At 41.6% G+C, this 21,210-nt stretch carries 19 protein-coding genes; 16 read left to right on the forward strand and 3 right to left on the reverse strand.

Going from position 1 to position 21,210, the window contains the following annotated elements:
- The first annotated feature begins 156 nt into the window (after positions 1-156).
- The 10 genes from cas3 (at position 157) to DWW81_RS06820 (ending at position 7,744) form a co-directional block, all read left to right on the forward strand.
- Complete coding sequence (gene cas3, locus DWW81_RS06780) at positions 157-2,808, forward strand: CRISPR-associated helicase Cas3' (RefSeq protein WP_117897031.1); 2,652 nt, start codon at positions 157-159, stop codon at positions 2,806-2,808.
- Entirely contained in the window at positions 2,805-3,218 is a 414-nt protein-coding gene (gene casA / locus DWW81_RS13695; protein ID WP_117897030.1) for a type I-E CRISPR-associated protein Cse1/CasA, read from the forward strand. The genes cas3 and casA overlap by 4 nt, the downstream gene beginning before the upstream one ends.
- A 34-nt stretch (positions 3,219-3,252) precedes the next feature.
- Complete coding sequence (locus DWW81_RS06790; protein ID WP_278307885.1) at positions 3,253-4,392, forward strand: type I-E CRISPR-associated protein Cse1/CasA; 1,140 nt, start codon at positions 3,253-3,255, stop codon at positions 4,390-4,392.
- Positions 4,393-4,416: 24 nt separating this feature from the next.
- Entirely contained in the window at positions 4,417-4,575 is a 159-nt protein-coding gene (locus tag DWW81_RS13245; protein ID WP_181982689.1) for a type I-E CRISPR-associated protein Cse2/CasB, read from the forward strand.
- A gap of 5 nt (positions 4,576-4,580) precedes the next feature.
- Complete coding sequence (gene cas5e, locus DWW81_RS06795) at positions 4,581-5,333, forward strand: type I-E CRISPR-associated protein Cas5/CasD (protein WP_117897028.1); 753 nt, start codon at positions 4,581-4,583, stop codon at positions 5,331-5,333.
- Positions 5,334-5,341: 8 nt separating this feature from the next.
- Positions 5,342-5,965, forward strand: a complete 624-nt coding sequence (cas6e, locus tag DWW81_RS06800) for a type I-E CRISPR-associated protein Cas6/Cse3/CasE (RefSeq protein WP_117897027.1) — start codon at positions 5,342-5,344, stop codon at positions 5,963-5,965.
- Positions 5,965-6,273 (forward strand): hypothetical protein, encoded by a 309-nt coding sequence (locus DWW81_RS06805; RefSeq protein WP_117897026.1) that lies wholly within the window; start codon positions 5,965-5,967, stop codon positions 6,271-6,273. Before cas6e ends, DWW81_RS06805 begins: the two co-directional genes overlap by 1 nt.
- 134 nt (positions 6,274-6,407) lie before the next feature.
- The gene (locus tag DWW81_RS06810) at positions 6,408-6,827 is read left to right on the forward strand and encodes a hypothetical protein (RefSeq protein WP_117897025.1); all 420 of its coding nucleotides are present in this window, start codon (positions 6,408-6,410) and stop codon (positions 6,825-6,827) included.
- Positions 6,828-6,860: 33 nt separating this feature from the next.
- Positions 6,861-7,307 carry a DUF4869 domain-containing protein gene (locus DWW81_RS06815; RefSeq protein WP_117897024.1) on the forward strand — a complete coding sequence of 149 codons (447 nt, stop codon included), beginning with the start codon at positions 6,861-6,863 and terminating at the stop codon, positions 7,305-7,307.
- Positions 7,307-7,744, forward strand: coding sequence for a hypothetical protein (locus tag DWW81_RS06820; protein ID WP_117897023.1), 438 nt, complete (start codon positions 7,307-7,309; stop codon positions 7,742-7,744). Before DWW81_RS06815 ends, DWW81_RS06820 begins: the two co-directional genes overlap by 1 nt.
- A gap of 453 nt (positions 7,745-8,197) precedes the next feature.
- On the opposite strand, the gene DWW81_RS06825 is transcribed toward DWW81_RS06820, so the two are convergent.
- The 3 genes from DWW81_RS06825 to DWW81_RS06835 form a co-directional block, all read right to left on the reverse strand.
- The gene (locus DWW81_RS06825) at positions 8,198-10,720 is read right to left on the reverse strand and encodes a heavy metal translocating P-type ATPase (protein WP_117897022.1); all 2,523 of its coding nucleotides are present in this window, start codon (positions 10,718-10,720) and stop codon (positions 8,198-8,200) included.
- Between the two features lie 14 nt (positions 10,721-10,734).
- A complete protein-coding gene (locus DWW81_RS06830) occupies positions 10,735-11,064 on the reverse strand; it encodes a metal-sensing transcriptional repressor (protein ID WP_117897021.1) in 330 nt (109 codons plus the stop codon).
- A 162-nt stretch (positions 11,065-11,226) separates the two neighbouring features.
- On the reverse strand, positions 11,227-12,609 hold the full coding sequence (locus tag DWW81_RS06835; RefSeq protein WP_051706880.1) for an LCP family protein: 1,383 nt from the start codon (positions 12,607-12,609) through the stop codon (positions 11,227-11,229).
- A 364-nt stretch (positions 12,610-12,973) separates the two neighbouring features.
- On the opposite strand from DWW81_RS06835, the gene DWW81_RS06840 reads away from it, so the two are divergent.
- From DWW81_RS06840 to pilM, 6 genes are all read left to right on the forward strand, one after another.
- Complete coding sequence (locus tag DWW81_RS06840) at positions 12,974-14,602, forward strand: CTP synthase (RefSeq protein WP_117897020.1); 1,629 nt, start codon at positions 12,974-12,976, stop codon at positions 14,600-14,602.
- 150 nt (positions 14,603-14,752) lie between these two features.
- The gene (rbr, locus tag DWW81_RS06845; RefSeq protein ID WP_117897019.1) at positions 14,753-15,292 is read left to right on the forward strand and encodes a rubrerythrin; all 540 of its coding nucleotides are present in this window, start codon (positions 14,753-14,755) and stop codon (positions 15,290-15,292) included.
- Between the two features lie 111 nt (positions 15,293-15,403).
- Complete coding sequence (gene recG / locus DWW81_RS06850) at positions 15,404-17,482, forward strand: ATP-dependent DNA helicase RecG (protein ID WP_347502991.1); 2,079 nt, start codon at positions 15,404-15,406, stop codon at positions 17,480-17,482.
- A gap of 88 nt (positions 17,483-17,570) precedes the next feature.
- Positions 17,571-18,137 carry a hypothetical protein gene (locus DWW81_RS06855; RefSeq protein WP_117897017.1) on the forward strand — a complete coding sequence of 189 codons (567 nt, stop codon included), beginning with the start codon at positions 17,571-17,573 and terminating at the stop codon, positions 18,135-18,137.
- 287 nt (positions 18,138-18,424) lie between these two features.
- Positions 18,425-19,621 carry a type II secretion system F family protein gene (locus tag DWW81_RS06860; RefSeq protein WP_117897016.1) on the forward strand — a complete coding sequence of 399 codons (1,197 nt, stop codon included), beginning with the start codon at positions 18,425-18,427 and terminating at the stop codon, positions 19,619-19,621.
- A gap of 102 nt (positions 19,622-19,723) precedes the next feature.
- Entirely contained in the window at positions 19,724-21,208 is a 1,485-nt protein-coding gene (gene pilM / locus DWW81_RS06865) for a pilus assembly protein PilM (RefSeq protein WP_117876524.1), read from the forward strand.
- Positions 21,209-21,210: the final 2 nt, after the last annotated feature.

Here is a 21,210-nt window from a genome sequence, read left to right on the forward strand (position 1 = left end):
TAGCGGTGCATTGAGTTGCATCGCTATTTTTAATGTCGGAAAATGTAGATAAAAAATTAAAATATACCAATATTTTTTTGACAATTTGTTGAAATTTATATACTAATATGTTATAATATAGAAGTTAGGTGATCTTAGCGGACGGGAAGTGACATAATGAACTTTACAGAACAGATACTGTATTCGCTAATGGCGAAAACAGGCAAAAATTCGTCTGAATGGCTGCCACTTTTGCAGCATTTGCAGGATACGGCAGATATCATGAGCTGTTTGTGTGATGAATTTCTGTCGCCGTCATTTGCAAAGGCTTGCGGATTAGAGGAGAATGAGTTCAAAAAGTTAGCTATTTTTCTAGCAGCAGTTCACGATATCGGCAAAGCAATAGTGGTATTTCAATATAAAATAGGTGATAAACTTCCTGAGAGAAAGTCTGCACTTGAAGCGTCAGGTATCAATTTTAATGCTTCTCACGATAAAGGAAAAGCCAAACAAACCCCTCATGCATTTGCAGGTGAGGAGATCCTTAATTTGTTGGGTTGCCCTGAATGTGTAAGCACTGTTGTTGGCTCTCATCATGGTGTACCTGCTGAGAGCGTACAGGATTTGTCATGGCCACAAGAGGATATAGCTTTCTATGAAAACTATTATGGACGTGACAAAGAAAATGTTGAAGTTTTGCAGGATATTTGGCAGACGATATTTGATATGGCACTTGATTATGCAGGCTTTTTAGATGTTAGTGAGTTGCCGGATATAGACCGTTCGTCGCAAATGCTTCTGAGTGGTATGTTAATAATGGCGGATTGGCTTGCAAGCAACACTGAGCTTTTTCCTCTTTTGTCAGTGGAGGACCTCAAACCTGACGACAAGCTGAGGGCTGAACGCGCTTGGGCAAAGCTCGATTTTCCGCAGATGTGGAACCCTGAGAGATCGGTAATATCTAATGAGGACTTTAAAGAAGCTTTTGGTTTTGAACCACGTTTGGTGCAGTCAGAAGTCCTTAAAATAGTTGAGAATTCGGAAAATCCGGGAATATACATATTTGAAGCGCCAATGGGCTGTGGCAAAACAGAAACATCACTTGCGGCAAGCGAGATATTGGCATCGAAGTGCGGCAAAAACGGCGTGTTTTTTGGACTTCCAACTCAGGCAACTGCAAACGGCATTTTCCCAAGAATACTCAGTTGGGCTGAAAAGCAATCTACAGAATTTTATCATTCTGTTCAGCTCAACCACGGAAGCGCAGTACTCAATCCTCTGTTTCAGAACATACAAAGGGGCATACCGCAGGAGGAAAGCGACAGCGGATTAATTATCCACAATTGGTTTTGTGACAGCAAAAAAGCGTGCCTTGCAGATTTTGTGACGGCGACAGTAGACCAAATGCTCATGCTTGCATTGAAACGAAAACACGTTATGCTCCTTCACCTTGGATTATCAGAAAAGGTCGTTGTCATTGATGAAGTCCATGCTTATGACGCATACATGAGCGAGTATCTTGAAATGGCTTTGCAATGGCTTGGAAGCTACAACACCCCTGTTATCCTGCTGTCGGCAACGCTGCCCTCAGCAAGACGAATGTCACTTGTCCGTGCCTATCTTGGAATAAAAAAGTCTGATGATAGATTTGAAAAAGAGCAGGGCTACCCTCTGCTCACATGGACAGACGGCAAAGATATCCGCCAGCAGCGACTCAGCTATGACGGAGTACATAAAACTGTGTCAGTCAAGACCTGCGTTAGTGACGATGTTGTGCAGCTTGTGAAAAATGTAACAGAGAATGGTGGCTGTGTAGGTGTTATAGTAAATACCGTAAGACGTGCCCAGATGTTCGCCGAGCTTTTGCAGGATAATGCAAAAGTGCTTTTGTATCATGCTCAGTTCGTGCTTCCTGACCGTGCTAAAAAGGAGAAACAGCTTGTTGACCTTGTCGGCAAAAACAGTACGCCTGAAAGCAGGAGCGGTCTTGTGGTAGTTGGAACGCAGGTGCTTGAACAATCACTTGATATTGATTTTGATATGCTCATCACGGATATGTGTCCTATGGACTTGCTGTTGCAGCGAATGGGCAGACTTCACAGGCATGAACGTGGAGTGCGGCCTGATACAGCACAAACCCCTGTCTGCTATGTTATTACAGATGAGTATACAAATATGGAATCAGCGTCAAGAAAAATATACAGCCATTGGCTTATCAATAAAACGGCTGACACTTTGCCCGACAGCATCACTCTTCCTGACGATATCTCACCACTTGTTCAAGAGGTTTATAGTGTTACGAGTGATGAGTGTTATGATAAGTATATAAATGAGCAAAAGAAAAGCAAGAGCAGGGCTGACTGCTTTAGGATAAGTAAGCCAAAAGGAAAAAGTATCCATGGACTGCTTTCAAAGCCTGTTGAAACTGGTGATGAACAGCTTGCACAGGCGGCTGTGCGTGACGGAATCTCGTCATTTGATGTGTTGTTGATGCAGCTAAGTGCTGATGAGAAAATTCATTTTCTGCCTGACCAATATGGCGGTGCAGAGGTATCAGAGTGCCCTGATGATGAAGAATGTCGCCGAATAGCTGAACAGAAACTTCGACTTCCGACAATGTTTTGTCAGTCATGGAATATAGATAAAAATATAAGAGAACTTAAAAACAACTGTATGAAGTATATTGCAGGTTGGCAAAATTCCCCGTGGCTTAAAAACCAGCTTGTATTGTTTCTTGATGAGGACCTTAAAGGTGAGCTGAACGGATATGATCTTCATTACAGCTTTGAAAAAGGTCTGGAATTTACTAAGAAGGAGGAATGTGAATGAACGAAACAGAGTTTAATCTGCTTGATGAGCCGTGGATTAGAGTAATGGACGACAATTGTCAAATAAAAGAGGTGTCACTAACAGATGCACTTTTGAATGCGCATAAGTATAAGGCTCTGAAAGGCGAAATGCCTACGCAGGATATAGTTATACTTCGTCTTATGCTTGCCATAGTGCATACTGTCTTTTCAAGGGTAGATGCCGACGGCAATGAAGCAGAGCTAGAGGAAGAGGACGATGCGGTGGATAGGTGGGAAAGTCTATGGAACAACCGAAAGATTCCCGAAAAGCCCGTGAGAGAGTATCTTGAAAAGTGGCATGAACGCTTTTGGCTCTTTCATCCCGAAAGACCATTTGGGCAAATGGCCGGGCTGACCATACGGAACAGAATATGGTGCGTCAAAGCTTAATGGCGAGATATCAGAAAGTGGCAACAAAACTAGGATATTTTCTGCATATTCAGGCGAACAGAAAAGCCACCTTACATATGCTCAGGCGGCTAGGTGGCTTTTGACTTTAATTTCATTTGATGATTCAGCAATAAAGCCCTCAAAGGAGGGAAAAGAGAAAGCTGGTGGTAAGCTTCCTCCGTCTGGTGTTGGTTGGCTTGGAAAATTAGGGTTAATTTATTTGAATGGCAGTAACTTTTTTGAAACGATTATGCTTAATTTTGTACTAATTAATAATGATAATATTGAATGTGATGAACAACCAATGTGGGAAATGGATGATCCTGTAAAAGAAGAACGTAGGAAAATACCTTATCCGACCAATCTTGCACAGCTTTATACGTTACAGTCTCGACACATTTTGCTAAATAGATGTGGCGATAAAATAATGGGATATATTGCTATTAGGGGAGATTCTTTTACTGATAAGAACGCATTTATAGAACCCATGACAACATGGAAAATAAATAAGACTGATTATTTTCCAAAGAAACATTGTGCGTCGGAACAGATGTGGCGTGAGTTTTCTAATATTTATAATAATTCTAATGGTAATCATGTTCCTGGGGTTATAAAGTGGTTTAAATTCATATCAACAAAGGTAAAACTACCTATGATGAGGACTACCGTGTTGTCTGTAGACTATGATAAAAATAATTGTAGCATACAGAACGTTTTCGGTGATTCCCTAGAAATGAACGCACAAATACTATCAGAAGTAGGCAGGGGTTATCGTGAAGAAATAAAGTTTGAGATAAGCAGATGTGAAGAACTTGCGAAAAAAATAGGCAATCTAGCATGGAATATTTACCTTGCCTCTGGTGGAAATAAGAACAGTAAGCCAAAGGACATTGGCTCGATTTTAGACGCCAAGTCACAGCTATACTACCGCCTTGATATTCCTTTCCGCAGTTGGCTTTCTTCACTTGACCCGGAAAATGATGATAAGCTGGAAAAGTTTGAACAGTGGCAGAATACTGCAAAGAAGATAACTCTTGATCTTGGCAGTGAGCTTGTTGCGGCAGCAGGTGACACCGCAATGGTGGGACATAAGATAGATAAGACTATCTATTCTGCACCAAAGGCTTACAACATTTTCTTGCGTGATGTTTCAAAGATATACAAGGAAATTTAATGGTTTTTAAAGCGAGGTGAAAATATGGAAGAAGTAAAGCTCGTAAGAGAAGAAATGTACAAAAGAGTGCAGGAGCTTATCAGACAAAAAGGCACTAGCGGTGGAAGAGCTGCATTAGCAAATCTCCGCCGTGGCATAGGCAAAATGCCGGGTGAAATGCCTGAACTGTGGGGGTGTTTCTAAATAAAATGTCGCCTGAACTTTTCAGCAGAACAGGAGAGCCAAGCAGATCGGAGTGGGCAATATATATTTCGCTGACTATGTTTGCGCTTCATCAGCAGGGAAGTTCGGAAACAGTTCATTGTGAGGGAAGATCCCTTGGAAGTGCAGCCGCTGATCTTATGGAAGAGAAAACTGATGAAAACAGAGAACGTATCATGCGCAGATTTGGACCTGTTGTCACAGCGAAAGATATGCCTGAACTTTCACATCATATAGGAGGTCTTGTGCCGCTTACAACGCTCCGTTTTGGCGTTCGTGCCGATAAGGAGGGCGTTTTGCTTAAAGATTTTCATACTGTGCAAGTACCAGGAGAAAAACATCCTGAAGTATCATATCGTTATTATCTGTCAGACGCAGCGTTTCTTGTCGCACTTGAAAGTGATGATAAATCATTGCTGGAGAGTATAGCTTCTGCACTGCAAAAGCCTGTTTATCCGCTGTATCTTGGACGAAAGTCCTGTCCGCCAACTTTGCCTATCGTTCTTGGCGTTAAGGACGAGGATATTCTTACGGCACTAAAGACTGAGCCATATCTTTATAAGAACGCTCACCGAAAAAGCGTGCGCATTTCCTATGAAGTCACATCAGGCGGCGCAATGGTGCAGGATATTCCGCTGTCATTCTCACAGCTTCACAGAAAGCATGGCTGGCGAATGAAGCGTGAAGAACTTCTTGCTGTGGATAGCAACCCAGAGCATGACGCCTTTTCTGAATTGTGAGGTGCAGTATGTATTTAACAAGAATAAAATTAGATATGACAAAAACAAATACAATGAAGGCATTGGTATGCCCAAGCAGATTTCATGGAGCTATCGAAAGCGCTGAGCCTGACGGCAGAACAAGGAAGCTTTGGAGAATAGACGAGCTTGGCGGAGAGAAGTATTTGCTCATATTATCAGAAAAAGAACTTGATTTTTCAAATGCTTCAGATCAATTCGGAGCAGAAAGACCTCAAACTAAATGTTATGATACATTACTTGACAGAGTTAAAAATGGCGGTAAATGGCAGTTTCGTTTGAAAGCAAACCCTGTTATACATAAGAAAGATACTAATTCCCACAGAGGTCGCCCGGTTGCACTTATAGGAAATAAACAGCAGGAAGAATGGCTGAAAAAGCAGGCTTTGAAAAACGGCTTTTCTCTAGAGGACGGAATGTGGCTGGTAACAGAGTTTAAGTGGTATGATTTTAAAAAGGGCGAGCGAAGAAACCATGTGAGAATACTTTCTGTAACATATGAGGGCGTGCTTACAGTAACAGACGAGGAACTTCTTAAAGTTGCACTTACTAATGGTATCGGCCGTGAAAAGGCTTATGGTCTTGGAATGCTGACGATCGTCGGAGTAAGATAATGGCACAACAAAATGGGATAGAGAAGCCAGATCTCCAAGCACTGCCCACAATAAGCGACAGAATGACGTTTATTTATCTTGAACATTGCAAGGTAAGCCGTGAAAACGGTGCAGTCACCGCCACAGATCTTGACGGAACAGTGTATATCCCTGCGGCAGCCATAACAGCGCTGCTGTTGGGACCCGGCACTCTTTTCCCCACATACGCGGGGGTGATCCCCAGACCAAAGGGCATTCTGACGGAAACTGTTGCTTTCCCCGCATACGCGGGGGTGATCCTGCGTTGTACGATATGGGCAATGGCGTGACACACTTTTCCCCGCATACGCGGAGGTGATTCCAAACACAGTGGCGAAGTCACAGCAGCCAAGTCCTTTTCCCCGCTTACGCGGGGGTGATCCTGACTAATACTTTTAGTACACTAATTAGGTGAGGTATCATTATGAATGAAAAACAGAAATTATATATTGACGAACTGGCAGAAAGCCAAGGGGTAGCATTCTCAATGGCAGTTGAGCAAGATTTTGACCTGTGTTCATTTGCAAATATGTTTATGCTATCAGATGCAAGGAACCATATGGACAACGGTTCTGCATACTGGATGACAATGACACCATATATAATGATTGATAAGCTTAGTATGAACTCTGTAGACAAGGCTACTATGAACTACAGTAAAAAAATGGTTGAGTGGCTTGGTGAATTTTATGCAGGATACCAGTACTATACAAATATACCAAGTTCAAAAATAGTAAAAATCATAACACCGGAATTTATATGTAAAAGGTACAATGTACTGCATGATTTAGATATGGGCGTTGCAGTTAAGAAGTTATCAAAATCATTTGATAAACAGATATAATCATATAAAAATAAGTAACTGGAGGTAGGTAATATGCCATTAAACTTATATATTAAGAAAGAGGACGTTAATAAAACAGGTTTAAAACTAGAGGAAAGAAATGATGCATTCTTCAATTTGCATATAGGTACTACTAAAATATCGGATACAATAAAAAGTCTAATACTGAACATCGATCACTCAACATACTCATCAGGGTCTGATATTAGAACAAAATATGGTAGACTTGTGGACATCAGAAAAATTAGTACTGGCTGTAAAACAGCAATAAATATATACAGTAATCCGGATAAACTGTTCAATTGTGTTGAGGCTGGAGACAATGCACTGAGGTGCATATTGATGTTTAACAGAGGAAACGCATATATGCCATTACTGCCAAGCATCATAAATAATTTTAGTGTTGATGTTTTGCTGCACTATATGGGAAAAAAGATACACTGTACAAATGCATTACAAATACTGGAGGTGCTAGACTAATGGCAAAGCTACTTCATAAGAGGATAAAAGTTACAGACGGAGTATATTCATTCGATTTCTCATTTCACTCACCTGTTACAGTGATATTTGGCAACAGCGGAATAGGTAAGTCTTTGTTTTATGACATATTTTCTACATATTGTTCCAATATTAATGCAAAAGGCGTTGTATTCATAAACAGTTTGACATCTGCTGATATGGTTGAGTCTGCTCTTAAAACAGTTAAAGACAGTCTATTCATAATAGATAATGCAGATATAGTTATGGCGAATAAGACAAGAGATTTTTATGACATGGATAAGAGTAACCAATATATAGTATTTGGCAGAGTGACTGATAGGTATACACTCGATGATAAAAGTGAGGCTACAATAGTTGAACCACAGCTTGGGAAGTTTAACTTAGTCTATCCAAGTTTAAAAGGACGTGAACTATAATTATAAACATACTTATAGAAGGAACAGGCTCTGAAAGAGTATTCTGGAATCAATTACTAAGTCTTGTTGACAGGTCTAAGTTTAGGCTTATACCATATGGTGGTATACGTAATCTAATTACTGTGTACAGTAATAATTATAATGAGCAAGATGTATTCATAATTAGTGCAGATGACCCTGAAGATAATCAAATGGTACATTCTATATTACGAACCTTTAAGGCTGATACATACAGTATAAAAAATGTATTTGTTCTCATTTTACTCACCTGTTACAGTGATATTTGGCAACAGCGGAATAGGTAACTTTTCCCAGCATATGCGGGGATGATCCCTGCTTTGCGGTCTTGAAGTCCTCTTTTTCAAGCTTTTCCCCGCATACGCAGGGCTACACAATTTCCAAAAAAAGCGGTGCTTTCAAAGCACCGCTTTTTTCAAAATATACAGCTAAAACCTACTTTATCCCCTTTACCTTATACCCTGCGTCCGTTACCGCCTTAGAAAGCACCTCGTCAGCCACGTCCTTGTCAAGTGTGATGTAAGCGCGCTTGTCCTCAAGGGAAACATCTGCTGTAACGCCGTCTATCGCATTAAGCACCTTCGTTACTGTGCCTGTGCAGTGCGAACACATCATGCCGTCGATCTTCATTACCTTTTTCATTTTTCCGTCCTCCGTTTTAGTATTTATTTCAGCCTTTGCGGCTTTGTTTTCTCTGCCACTTTTAAAAAGATTGAGCCTTAACGCATTGGTCACAACGCAAACTGAGCTTAAACTCATTGCCGCTGCACCGAACATAGGATTGAGCTTCCAGCCAAGCAAGCCGTAGAATACTCCTGCCGCCAGCGGAATACCAAGCGAGTTGTAAATAAGCGCCCAGAAAAGGTTTTCCTTGATGTTCTTCATAACGCTCCTGCTGAGCTTGACAGCCGTAACAGCGTCATTCAGATCGCTTTTCATAAGCACGATATCAGCTGACTCGATAGCAATATCCTGTCCTGCACCGATAGCTATTCCAACATCTGCCGTTGTAAGGGCAGGAGCGTCATTTATTCCGTCGCCTATCATGGCTACCTTTTTACCCTGCTCCTGCAATTCTTTGATTATCGTAGCCTTGTCCTCAGGCATAAGCTGTGATCTTACCTGTGAAATGCCAAGCTTTTTCTGTATTGCTCTGGCTGTTTTCTCGTTGTCCCCTGTGAGCATTACAGTTTCAATGCCTGCCTTTTTGAAGCCTTCTATAGCCTCTGCACTTGTCTCTTTTATCTTGTCTGCAATGAACAGAATGCCTGCAAGCTTGTTGTCGATCGCTACATAAAGTGGTATCTCACCATTGTCAGCGTGAGCATGAGCCGTTTCCTCAACCATCGATATGTCAACTCCGCTGTTGTCCATAAGCCGCTTGTTACCGATAAGAACGTTTCTGCCCTCAACAACAGCCGATATACCACCGCCTGCTGTTTCTGTGTAGCTTTCAGCAGGGGTGAGTTCAATGCCATTTGTCTTGCAGTGGCCTGTAACAGCCTTTGCAAGTGGGTGTGATGAACCGCTTTCCGCCGAGCCACAAAGCTTTTTAAGCTCTGAAACATCAAAATCACCAAACGCTTGCGCTGAAATAAGCTCAGGCTTGCCCTCTGTGCAAGTTCCTGTTTTGTCAAGAACAACAGTGTCAATGCTGTGAGCAGTTTCAAGGCTTTCAGCGGATTTTATCAGGATACCGAACTGTGCCGCTTTACCTGTTCCTACCATTATTGCAGTGGGCGTTGCAAGTCCCAATGAGCATGGGCAGGATATAACAAGCACTGATATTGCCATGTTAAGTGCAAATGCGAAGCTATATCCAAGCAGCAGCCATACTACCAGTGAAATGATAGCTATAGTTATAACCACAGGCACGAACACAGCGCTTATTTTGTCTGCAAGCCTTGCTACAGGCGCTTTTGAAGCGGAAGCGTCCTCAACGAGTGCGATTATCTGTGAAAGTGTTGAGTCTTTAGCTTGCTTCTCACATCTTACCTTAGCAAAACCGCCAGCCGATACGCTTGCACTCATAACTCTGTCACCCACTGCCTTGTCTACAGGTATGCTCTCGCCTGTAAGTGCAGATTGGTCAACAGTGCAGTTTCCGTCGATAAGAACTCCGTCACATGGCACAGACCAGCCAGCTTTGAGCAGGAATACATCTCCCACCATTACGTTTTCCGCAGGAACTTCCACCTCCTCGCTGTCACGGATAACAACTGCCGTCTTAGGCGCAAGGCGCACAAGCTTGTTCACAGCGTCAGCCGTCTTGTTTTTTGAGCGAGCCTCAAGATATTTTCCCACAGTGATAAGTGTGAGTATCATGCCGCATGATTCGTAATACAGATTCATCATATACTCATGTGCTGAGCCAAGGTCGCCCCTGCCCATAAAGTAAGCCATTCTGTAAGTGCCGTAAACACTGTATATGAATGAAGCCGCCGCACCAAGAGCTATAAGGCTGTCCATGTTAGGGGAGCGGCGGATAAGATTTTTGAAGCCGTTTGAAAAATAGTGAAAGTTTATTGCAATGATATGCACTGTGAGCAAAAGCTGAGTGAGTGCATATATCATCATGTTTTTGTGCCCTGCAAAAATAGGAGGTATAGGTATGTTCGCCATGTGTCCCATGCAAATATAGAACAGCGGTATCAAAAATCCCACAGACCACCACAGACGTTTCTTCATCTTTTTGCTTTCGTCCTGAGCCGCCGCAACAGGTGATGCAGTTTTGTTTTCTTTGTCGCCTATCTCGCTTGCTCCATATCCTGCACTTTCAACAGCATTTATGACCGCCTGAGCGTTAGTTACGCCCTCGTCAAGATCCACCGTCATTTTGTTTGCAAGCAAGTTCACGTTTACGTCCATTACGCCATTGACCTTACTCACAGCCTTTTCCACATGAGCCTGACACGCCGCACAACTCATGCCAGTTACATTGAATTTTAACTTTTTCATAGATATTTGCCTTTCTATTTAAGCTTTTTCATAAGCTCTAATACTTCATCGACAACTTCGGTGTTGCCGCTTTGTATCTCCTCTGTCATGCAGGTCTTCATGTGTTCCTGCAAAATAAGATAGCCGAAGCTTTGCATTGCACTTTCAACCGCCGCCACCTGAATGAGTATATCTCCGCAGTAGCGGTTATCGTCAAGCATTTTGATAATGCCGTTTATTTGTCCCGAAACTCTTCTTAGCCTATTCTTTAGCTGTTTTATTTCCTTATCATCACGGGGAGTGTGCTTGTGCCTGCAAGTATCACAGCAGCCGCATGACAGTTCTTTATCATTTCTGTTGTCCATGTTTTTTGCCTCCTTATTATATCAAATACCCTTATGGGGTATCTTTTGCTGCATATATATTATATACTCCTTATGGGTATTTGTCAACCATTTTTTTATTTTTTGCACGAAGCCAAAAAAATATCCGCTCTCCCAAATGGAAAGCGGATATCAATTATTTAGTTAGTAGCCGTAATACCCAGTGTCATAGCTGTAATTGTAAGCATTTTCTTCCTGATACTGCTTGATAGCTTCGTCAATGTTTTTACAACTGCCGTAAACTATATATTGAATGAACGCAGAGTTTGCGGCAAAGTCCGGATTAAGCACGTCCATGCTATAGATGACTTCGTTTGTGAAATAGCCGTCAGCAGGTATTCTAAGCTGCTGGATATCATATTTCATATAGTCAAAAGCATTGAGGAGCAGATTTGCGATCTCACCATCAGTAAGGTCTGTGTTTATCTCAGGAAGGACTTTGTTCAGAAGCTTGTCAAGCTGAACAAGACTAAGCTTCTTGGATTCGGTTATGATCTCTGAGATAACACGTCTTTGACGTTCGGTACGCTCATAGTCGGAATTTCCTACATATCTAAGCCTTGCAAACGCAAGTGCCTGATTTCCGTTAAGATGAAGCTTTACCTTATCCTCATCACTCTTGCCCGCAAATATGTCGTTGCTTATATAGTCAGTGCCTTTCTTATTTTTAAGGTATTTGTTCTGTTCGGCCATCGGCTTCTTCATGCCCTCGGCTTCAGCCTTTGACACTTCCATGTCGATACCGCCTACAGTCTCAACTATATCTATAAACGAGTAGAAATTCACTCTTGCGTATCTGTCTATCTGGATACCGAAATAATCCTCAATACACTGTTCAAGATACTCACAGCCACCGTGCCAGTAAGCGCTGTTGAGCCTGTTGCCCTCGTCAAACTGCGCCATGTAAATGTACATATCACGCATAAGGGAGGTCATTGTAATAGTCTTGTTCTTGGTGTTTATGGAAATTATCATCATAACATCAGTATTTCCACGGCTCTCCTCTTCTGTATCACGGATATCCTCGCCAATGAGCAGAATGTTCGTTACGTCCTCGCTGGATATCTTGGAGGACTGCTTTTGTAGCTGAGCCTTAAGCTCGTCCTCTTTTTCCTTTGCGTCAAATGTATCCGCCTCACTTGTAAGCTCGCTGGAATTTATAGGCGCCTTGCCTGAATTTATCTTAGTGTCTTTAGTTCTGTCAAGCATTCCTGTGTAGTGGAAAAACAAACCTACGATAATGGCAATTATAATAATGAATACTACAAATATTATTCCAAGAGCAATACCCGTCTTTTTCTTCTTGCTCCAGCCTTTTTTCTTTTTTGGCGTCTTATCCTGCTTTGGATCAGACTCATGTATCGGATCAGCTTTCTGCTGTTCCTTTGAGGGGATAGGTATGACCCCCGTAGGTCCGTTTGAGTTTGAAGCATCAAGTATCTTTCTGTTTTCTATTGCATTGGATATTAGCGACTGTAAATCCTTATCTCCCTGAGTGTTGGAGGTGTTCTTGTTGTCGTTGTCCATAAAATAAACCTCGTTTCCGATTAAAGTCAGCAAGCCGGAAGTCTATAGCTCGTTTAAGCATAATACAATAATAGTATATACTATTTTTCCTCAAATTACAACATAAATTTCGTACGAATTTGACTTTAAAATTACCTCTATTTTTATAAAATCAAATAAAACCGCTTCAATTTACAACAATTTTACAAGAGATTATTGAAGCTATTTGATAATTTATAAAAAATTCAGAGAAAAATAGAAAAAACACTTGCCTTTTGTATAAAAATTTGTTATGATATTAGTAAGAGCGAAAAGGTGAGTTGTGTCCACATGATCTCACCTGATTTTTTTGTGTTTTATTTTTGATATATGGAGGAAAAATGATATGCCTACAAAATATGTCTTTGTAACAGGCGGTGTAGTATCAGGTCTTGGAAAGGGCATAACCGCTGCGTCACTGGGAAGATTGTTAAAAGCAAGGGGCTACAGCGTTACCATTCAGAAATTTGACCCGTATATAAATGTCGATCCAGGCACAATGTCACCTTATCAGCATGGTGAGGTTTTCGTAACTGACGATGGTGCGGAAACTGACCTTGATCTTGGTCACTATGAGAGATTTATCGACGAAAATCTTTCTATCAATTCAAATGTTACCACAGGTAAGATATACTGGACAGTTCTTAATAAGGAGAGAAGAGGAGATTATCTTGGCGGCACAGTTCAGGTCGTTCCTCATATCACCAACGAGATAAAGGATCGTCTTTACAGAGTAGGCAAATCAACTGACACAGATATAGTTATCACAGAGATCGGCGGAACAGTTGGCGATATCGAGTCCACACCATTCCTCGAGGCTATCAGACAGGCTTCTATCGAGCTTGGAAGAGAAAATTCCGTATTTATACATGTGTGCCTGCTGCCTTATATCTCAGGCTCAAAGGAGCTTAAATCAAAGCCTACACAGCATTCCGTAAAGGAACTGCTTTCTATCGGTATCCAGCCTAATATCCTTGTTCTTCGTTCTGAAATGGAGATACCTGAGGATATGAAGCAGAAGATAGGTCTTTTCTGCAACGTAAGAGCAGAGGACGTTATACAGAATCTTACAGCGCCATCACTTTATGAAGTGCCTCTCTGGCTTGAAAAAGAAGGCCTTGCAGATGTTGTTTGTCATCATCTTAAGCTTGAGTGCAGGCAGCCAGATCTTAAAGAGTGGCAGGAAATGATAGGCAGAGTTCATAGCTGTAACAAGAAAGTAACTATCGGTCTTGTTGGCAAGTATGTTGAGCTTGAGGACGCTTATCTTTCCGTAGCAGAAGCTCTCCGTCACGGCGGTTTTGAGAACAGTGCAGAAGTTGATATCAAGTGGATACAGTCTGAAAATCTCAATGAGAACACTGTAGCTGAAATGCTTCACGGCTGCGACGGCATAATCGTACCGGGCGGCTTTGGTGACAGAGGAATCGAGGGCATGATCGAAGCTATCAAATATGCAAGAGAACATAAGATACCAATGTTCGGTATCTGCCTCGGTATGCAGATGTCTGTTGTTGAGTTCGCAAGACACGTTGCAGGACTGGAAGGGGCAAATTCTTCCGAGTTTGGTGACACTCCATATCCTGTTATAGATATCATGGATTCACAGAAAGATATCACAGAAAAGGGCGGCACGATGCGACTTGGTCTTTATCCATGCAAGCTTGCAGACAATTCAAGATGTGCTGAGATCTATTCAGCACCACAGAATCTTATCCGTGAGCGTCATCGTCACCGTTGGGAGTTCAATAATGAATACAGAAAGCTTCTTGAAGATAAGGGTCTTATGCTTGCAGGCCTTTCACCTGACGAAAAGCTTGTTGAGATAGTAGAGCTTCCAAAGAATGTACACCCATGGTTCGTTGGTGTTCAGTTCCACCCAGAGTTCAAGTCAAGACCAAACAGAGCGCACCCTCTGTTCAGAGATTTCATCAGAGCTTCTATCGAGTATTCTGAGTTTGGCGAGAAAGAATAATCGAGTTTTTCAGGACAGGCATATTTTTGCTTGTCCTATTTTTTGTGCTGCTTTATGCGTTTTTAATGAAATACTGTTGACATTTGCTCGCGATATGGTATAATATATATAAATACTTCGGTATTGATTTTATATAAAGGAGAAAAAACAATGGCTGATTTGAAAGGTACAAAAACTGAGGCAAATCTGTTTGCTGCATTTGCAGGTGAATCACAGGCAAGAAATAAGTATACATATTATGCCAGCAAGGCAAAGAAAGAGGGCTATGTACAGATAGCTAATATCTTTGAGGAAACTGCTGCAAATGAAAAGGAGCACGCAAAAATATGGTTCAAGCTGCTCCATGATGGTATTCCGTCAACTGTGGAAAATCTTAAAGATGCCGCAGAGGGTGAGAACTATGAGTGGACGGATATGTATGCAGGCTTTGCTAAAGAGGCTCGTGAAGAGGGCTTTGAGCATATCGCTATATTGTTTGAAAAAGTTGGCGAGATCGAGAAAGAGCATGAGGAAAGATATAAGAAACTTCTTGCTAACATCGAGGGCGACCTTGTGTTCTCAAAGGACGGCGACTGCGTATGGCAGTGCATAAACTGCGGTCATATCGTTATCGGCAAGAAAGCTCCTGATGTATGTCCTGTCTGTGCACACCCACAGTCATATTTTCAGGTCAAAGCAGATAATTATTAATATCGGTCCTTCTGAGCAGGCTGGCGTGTTTGCGTGTCAGCCTGCTTTTTGGTATGAGCAACTTAAAAAATAACATAAAATATGCTATTATTGTGTTAAGAACAGTATCACATTACGGAATGTGCCTATAATAAAAGAGAGGAGGGCGTCACTATGCTCAAGGATCTTGAGAAACCAATAGAGTATCTAAAAGGCGTTGGCGAAAAGCGTGCCGAATGTTATGAGAAATTAGGCGTAAAGACAGTATATGACCTGCTTTGTCATTATCCGAGAAGTTATATTGACTATACCTCACCTGTTCCCATAGCAGATGCACCAACTAACGAGCCTTGCATAGTAAAGGGCAGAGTAGTTAAAAAGCTCCCAGAAGCCCGTATCAGAAAAGGTCTGTCAGTGTACAAAGTCATTTTTACCGACGACGTCACCGACCTTGTAATAGTTATCTATAACAGCGAGTATATGTATAAACAGCTTGAAGTGGATAAAGAGTATTACCTCTGCGGCAGGATAACAGGAAACCTTGTGCGAAAAGAGATAAATTCTCCTGTGATACTTTCTGCCGATACGGAAGATAAAGTCCAGCCTGTCTATCACCTCACAGAGGGTCTTAGTCAGCAAATGCTCAGAAAAACAGTAAGGCTCGCCCTGAATGTTTTTAATAAGAATATCTATGAGCCGCTGCCAAAAAGCATAATGCAAAGGTACAATTTCTGTTCTCTTGAATATGCTTTGGAGAATATACATTTTCCAAAAGATATGCACACCTGCGAACTTGCGAAAAATCGCCTTGTCTTTGACGAGCTTCTTGTTTTGCAGCTTGGTATGCAGCTTATGAAAAGCCGAAGCCGTGAAAAAAGCGGCTTTGTGCTGAAAACGCAGGATATGGACAGTTTTTATAACGCTCTGCCTTTTATCCTTACAAACAGCCAGCAAACCGCCATAGATGATTGTATCAGAGATATGCAGAAAGAACAGCCTATGAACAGACTCGTTCAGGGCGACGTTGGCTCGGGTAAGACCGCAGTTGCGGCAGGAGCGTCATATTTTGTGTATGAAAATGGCTGTCAGAGCGCACTTATGGCGCCTACTGAGATACTTGCAGAACAGCATTACGAGACACTCAAAGGCTTTCTCGAACCGCTAGGCGTAAAGGTTGCGCTTCTCACAGGCTCTATGACCGCAAAACAGAAAAAGCTTGTGAAAGAGGGGCTTGAAAACGGTGAATACGCCGTTGCAGTGGGAACACACGCTCTTGTTCAGCAGACAACTAAGTTCAAAAAGCTTGCCCTTGTCATAACAGACGAGCAGCACCGCTTTGGCGTTGAACAGCGAGCGGCACTTGCTTCAAAGGGTGAAAATCCCCATAAGCTTGTTATGTCAGCCACACCTATCCCTAGAACTCTTGCCCTTATGATATACGGCGACCTTGATATTTCTGTACTGAAAGAGCTTCCTAAGGGCAGACAGCCCGTTGAAACATATGCCGTTACAGGAAAGCTTCGCGAGCGTGCTTTTAACTATGTAAAAAAATATCTTGACGAGGGAAGACAGGGTTATATAGTCTGTCCAATGATAGAGGAAAGTGATATGGACTTGCAGGACGTTAAGACCTATGCTAAAAAGCTTTCTCAGGGTACGTTTAAAGATTACACTGTGGGACTTCTTCATGGCAGAATGAGCGGCGCTCAGAAAGAACAGGTCATGAACGACTTCAAGGAGCATAAAATAGACCTGCTCGTTTCCACAACAGTTGTGGAAGTAGGAGTTGACGTGCCTAATGCGGCAATAATGGTAATAGAAAATGCTGACAGATTTGGTCTTTCCCAGCTTCACCAGCTTCGTGGTCGTGTGGGAAGAGGTAAATATAAATCAAGTTGTATCCTCATTACAGACAACGTGAATGAGGAAAGCGTGAAAAGGCTTAAAATTTTGGGCAAGACTAACGACGGCTTTAAGATATCTGAGGAAGATCTTAAACTCAGAGGTCCCGGTGACTTTTTCGGAAGCAGACAGCATGGCCTTCCTGCATTGAAGATAGCGGATATGTCACAGGATATGGATATACTAAGAAAAGCACAGGAAGCCGCACAGCTTATCAGAAACGCAGACCCTAAACTTGAGCGTACAGAAAATATATATCTAAGAGAGCTTGTGGATAAACTCTTTGACAAAACTATGTCAGATAATTGAAAGATGTAAAGTCTGGAAACTTTATCGCGCAAGATGAGATGTAAAGCATAAAGACTTTATAAAGCAAAAGAATAAAACGGAGGTAGTTATGGAGGCAATAAAATTTTTAAAGTACATTCTGTCGAGAATTGGGATAATGATCGTTCTTACACTGTTTTCAGCCTTTGCAGGCATTGTGCTGATACCGGCTCTGGTTACGGTCTTTCCGTCAAGCACATCTGCTTTCAAGAGCTTTATGACAAATAGTAATGTAGACTCATTTATAGGCTTTGCGGTCATGCTTATATTTTTCCTAAGACTTTTTTATGACGACGGCAAACGCCATGCCGCATATGAAAATTGGAGCTGGGTCAATATTACAATAGTGTATCTTCTTATGCTTCTAGTGTATTTTATTCCTGCAATATTCAGGGATTCATTCAGTCAGGAGGGCAAGGGAGATATCTTCTATAAGGTGCTTTATTATCCGTGTATATGGCTGAATGAAGGCGTGGGCATGAACTACCTTGTAAGCGTGATAATCGGCATAGGACTTCTTCTTGCAGCGTCCTATTGTTTCTATCTGATAGCTTATAAAGTGTATGTTCATAAGCATCCTGTCATTCTCAAAAGTATGAAATCTTTTAGTGCGGGCAAGACGGATAACAATGTATAAATTGTGTCATTTGAACATAAAGAAGGTTATTTACTATCATAAAACTGTATGAACTCGCTTTAAATGTTAAATATAATTTAAAATGTTAGTTTAATTATTCTATTTGTACAAATTCGATAAATTTGTGAAGATTATTTTGTAAATAAATTAACGCTTAAAAAGCACTCAATCACTTGCGAAAAGATGAAAATAATGTTATAATTATAAAAATGCGTTTTGTGTATTTTTAAAGTTTTTTGTTATGAATGCACAAAATGTATAAATAAGTGGAGGTGTATCTACATATTATGAAGAAATTTTCCTATGTTGCTAAGGATACCTCGGGAAAAACCATAAAGGGTATCTATGAGGCTGAGGATGCACAGGAAGTACTGGACAAGATCCACGAACAAGGTCTTTTCTGTATAAGTTATACAGAAGCATTGGGCAGTGCAGGCAAACAATCTGTGCACAAGTTCAATACTAAGGAACTTGCTTTCTGCTGCCGTCAGCTTGCGGCAATGATGACATCGGGTCTTACCATTGTTAAAGCGCTCGACATTCTCTATAAGGAAGAGGAGAATAAGGGTGCAAAGGATGTTTGGAGAAGCGTTTATGACGATGTTCAGAAAGGTCAGAGCTTTACCGAGGCCCTTGATACAAGAAGGGGAAGCTTTCCGGACTTTTTCATTTCAATGGTAGACGCAGGTGAGACCTCAGGTACGCTTGATATGACAATGCAGCGTCTGAGCGATTATTATGCAAACTCAAACAAGTTGAACAATAAGGTAAAGAGTGCGATGACTTATCCTATCATACTTGGCGTTCTTTGTATCGTCATGGTAATCGGTATGTTTACGTTCATCATGCCTATATTTGCAGGTCTTATGTCAGAGGATCAGATGCCTGCACTTTCTAAGGCTCTCTTCTCGTTCAGTGACTTTTTCAAGGCAAAATGGTATATCATTCTTATCGTAGTCGTTGTTTTGATATTCGGTTGGATATACGCCTTGAAAGTACCGTCAGTCAGACTTAAATTTGACTACATAAAGATAAAGATGCCTGCCGCCGGAAAGCTTATGGTAAAGATCTACGAGGGGCGTTTCGCAAGAACTCTTTCATCACTTTATTCAAGCGGTATCCCAATGGTAGAGTGTCTTGAACGTTCGTCAAGAATACTTGGAAACGCTTATGTTGATAAGATGTTCATTCAGGTAGTTGATGAAGTTAAGCAGGGCGCACCGCTTTCAGCGTCACTTGCAAAAACAGAGATATTTGAAGGAATGTTTACTTCCATCATCTATGTCGGTGAGGAATCAGGTGCTCTCGATGAGATCCTTGAGAAAACTGCTGACTACTATGAGGAAGAAGCAGACGCAGCCGTTACAAGACTTGTAGGACTTATGGAACCATTGCTCATCGTATTCATGGGTGTTGCGATCGGTCTTTGCCTTGCGGGTATCTTCCCACTGCTCTACGGTTCATTGTCAGGTCTGGAAAACTAAGGGTCTGCATTTTATGTTCGTTAATTTTAAATATCTCCTCTCCTTTAAAACGGAGAGGGAAGATATTTGTTTTGAAAAATAATTTAAGAGGTGAAGGAATAAATGCTATCATTTGATATTTCTGATAGACAAATCAACATTGTTAAAGGTGATAACTCCTCTAACAAGATAAGGATCGAGAGATCTTTGCAGGTAGACGTTCCTGAGGATATGATCCTTAATGGTGAGGTCATCAACCTTTCAGGTCTGTCCGAGTTACTGCTCACTCAGATCAAGGCTGAGGATATGATGGATAAGGACGCTATCGTTACTTTTTCATCGAGCAACATCGTATTCAAGGAGCTTGTAGTTCCAAAGGCAAAGGGTAATGAGTTCCTGCTTATGGTACAGAACCATATGAGCCAGGAAATGGGTATCACAGATGAGTATTCTATCTCATATACAGTAGTAGGTGAAGCAGGCGAGGATAATCCTGGCGCAGTGAAGGTACTTGCAACAGCTTGCCCTAGTACGATAGTTGAAAGCTACAGAAAGCTTTATAACATTATGGGCATGAACCTCAGATCTGTTAACATCGGATGTAACTCTATCGCAAGAATCGTTCTTGCTGACAAGTCCAACATGGAGAAAATGCCACTGTTGGTTTGCCAGATCGATAAGAACTTCCTTGGTCTTACACTTTTTGAGAATGGACAGATGGCATTCGCCAGATACGTTCCTATCTCAGAAGATGATTATGATTCTGACGATTATATCACTGAAGCTCTTAACGAGAACATCTTCAGAATGGAGCAGTTCAATAAGGCAAGAGGCGGTTCAGGACTTGAAAATGTTATTCTCTATGGCTTTATTGAGGACTACATCAAACTCGTTGACGCTCTTGACGGTCTTGATATAAAGGCTTCCGTTCTCGGTGTGCCTGCTCAGATCACAGGTTTTGAGAACTTCGAGTTTACAGTATTCGCTAATGCTATCGGTGCTCTCTATAAGAGAAACAAGGCAACAGAGAAGATCAACCTTCTTGAAGTCGATCAGTCCACAGGTAAGGGCGGCAACAGCGGAATGGGTTCGCTGCTCATGACAGGCGGTATCTTCGCTGCGGCAGCCGCAGTGCTTATCGCAGGTGCAACACTTGTTATTAATCTCAGGAAGAGTTCTATCGAGAAAGATATAGACAAGACTAATGATAAGATAGCTGTTTGCAATGAGAAGATCGCCCAGAACCAGATACTTCACAATAAGATGAAGATCATGCAGGATTATTCAAACTATGTTACATCAGCAAATGCAGCTCTTGAAACACTTCCGGTCGTGTCAAGTGAGATGTTTGACGATATCAAGGAAGCCCTTGGTTCTTTCAAGTATGAAGGCTTTACATATAACCTTGAAGCTGGTACAGTAACACTTACTAAGGTTGAGCTTGATGATCAGTCAGATGTAAAAACAGCAATCGATGCCCTTGTAGGTACAGGACTCTTCCAGGAAGATGTAGGATACAACGGATATTCGATCGGTGAAGAAGGCAGCTCAGGCGTAACGCTTGATTCGCTGACACTTTATCTTAAAGAAGAGGGCGAGGGTGAATAATT

It is taken from the genome of Ruminococcus sp. AF17-1AC (genome assembly GCF_003461385.1).
Classification (GTDB): domain Bacteria; phylum Bacillota; class Clostridia; order Oscillospirales; family Ruminococcaceae; genus Hominimerdicola; species Hominimerdicola aceti.

Bases quoted from the DNA above. Each gene is read 5' to 3' on its own strand.
- DWW81_RS06815 (WP_117897024.1), top strand. From the start codon at position 6,861: ATGCCATTAAACTTATATATTAAGAAAGAGGACGTTAATAAAACAGGT.
- cas6e (WP_117897027.1), top strand. From the start codon at position 5,342: ATGTATTTAACAAGAATAAAATTAGATATGACAAAAACAAATACAATG.
- pilM (WP_117876524.1), top strand. From the start codon at position 19,724: ATGCTATCATTTGATATTTCTGATAGACAAATCAACATTGTTAAAGGT.
- DWW81_RS06830 (WP_117897021.1), bottom strand. From the start codon at position 11,064: ATGGACAACAGAAATGATAAAGAACTGTCATGCGGCTGCTGTGATACT.
- DWW81_RS06860 (WP_117897016.1), top strand. From the start codon at position 18,425: ATGAAGAAATTTTCCTATGTTGCTAAGGATACCTCGGGAAAAACCATA.
- DWW81_RS06855 (WP_117897017.1), top strand. From the start codon at position 17,571: ATGGAGGCAATAAAATTTTTAAAGTACATTCTGTCGAGAATTGGGATA.
- casA (WP_117897030.1), top strand. From the start codon at position 2,805: ATGAACGAAACAGAGTTTAATCTGCTTGATGAGCCGTGGATTAGAGTA.
- DWW81_RS06835 (WP_051706880.1), bottom strand. From the start codon at position 12,609: ATGGACAACGACAACAAGAACACCTCCAACACTCAGGGAGATAAGGAT.
- DWW81_RS06840 (WP_117897020.1), top strand. From the start codon at position 12,974: ATGCCTACAAAATATGTCTTTGTAACAGGCGGTGTAGTATCAGGTCTT.
- rbr (WP_117897019.1), top strand. From the start codon at position 14,753: ATGGCTGATTTGAAAGGTACAAAAACTGAGGCAAATCTGTTTGCTGCA.
- cas3 (WP_117897031.1), top strand. From the start codon at position 157: ATGAACTTTACAGAACAGATACTGTATTCGCTAATGGCGAAAACAGGC.
- DWW81_RS06805 (WP_117897026.1), top strand. From the start codon at position 5,965: ATGGCACAACAAAATGGGATAGAGAAGCCAGATCTCCAAGCACTGCCC.
- DWW81_RS13245 (WP_181982689.1), top strand. From the start codon at position 4,417: ATGGAAGAAGTAAAGCTCGTAAGAGAAGAAATGTACAAAAGAGTGCAG.
- cas5e (WP_117897028.1), top strand. From the start codon at position 4,581: ATGTCGCCTGAACTTTTCAGCAGAACAGGAGAGCCAAGCAGATCGGAG.
- DWW81_RS06820 (WP_117897023.1), top strand. From the start codon at position 7,307: ATGGCAAAGCTACTTCATAAGAGGATAAAAGTTACAGACGGAGTATAT.
- DWW81_RS06810 (WP_117897025.1), top strand. From the start codon at position 6,408: ATGAATGAAAAACAGAAATTATATATTGACGAACTGGCAGAAAGCCAA.
- DWW81_RS06825 (WP_117897022.1), bottom strand. From the start codon at position 10,720: ATGAAAAAGTTAAAATTCAATGTAACTGGCATGAGTTGTGCGGCGTGT.